At 41.4% G+C, this 408-nt stretch carries 1 protein-coding gene; it reads left to right on the plus strand.

Features of this window, described 5'->3' with window-relative positions:
- A partial coding sequence (locus tag R0J87_RS18680; RefSeq protein WP_498888070.1) for a phage terminase small subunit-related protein occupies nucleotides 1-408 on the plus strand: 408 nt, incomplete at both ends.

Consider the following 408-nt stretch of genomic DNA (forward strand, 5'->3'; position numbering starts at 1 on the left):
GACATTGCTGAAGAATTAGAGTGTTCACAATCGCTTATCCGCAAATGGAAGAACCAAGACTCTTGGGATGAGAAATTGAATGGTAACGTTACTAAACCGAAAGAAAAAACCAATGGTAACGTTACTAAACGCCCTGGTGCTCCAAAAGGGAGTAAAAACGCTAAAGGCAATAAAGGTGGGAAAGCACCGCCAGGTAACCAAAACGCTAAAGGGAATACTGGTGGTGCTCCAAAAGGAAACAGAAATTCTGTGCGGACAGGTGAATATGAATCTATCATGTTTGATTATATGGACGAAACAGAAAAGGAACTCTTTGAGCAGATTGAGACCGATCCGCTCTATCAAATTGAATTGACCATACGTGAGCTTAGTATTCGAGAGCGGCGTATGATGCATAGAATTATGAAG

The organism is Halomonas sp. SIMBA_159, assembly GCF_046536035.1.
GTDB lineage: Bacteria > Pseudomonadota > Gammaproteobacteria > Pseudomonadales > Halomonadaceae > Vreelandella > Vreelandella venusta_A.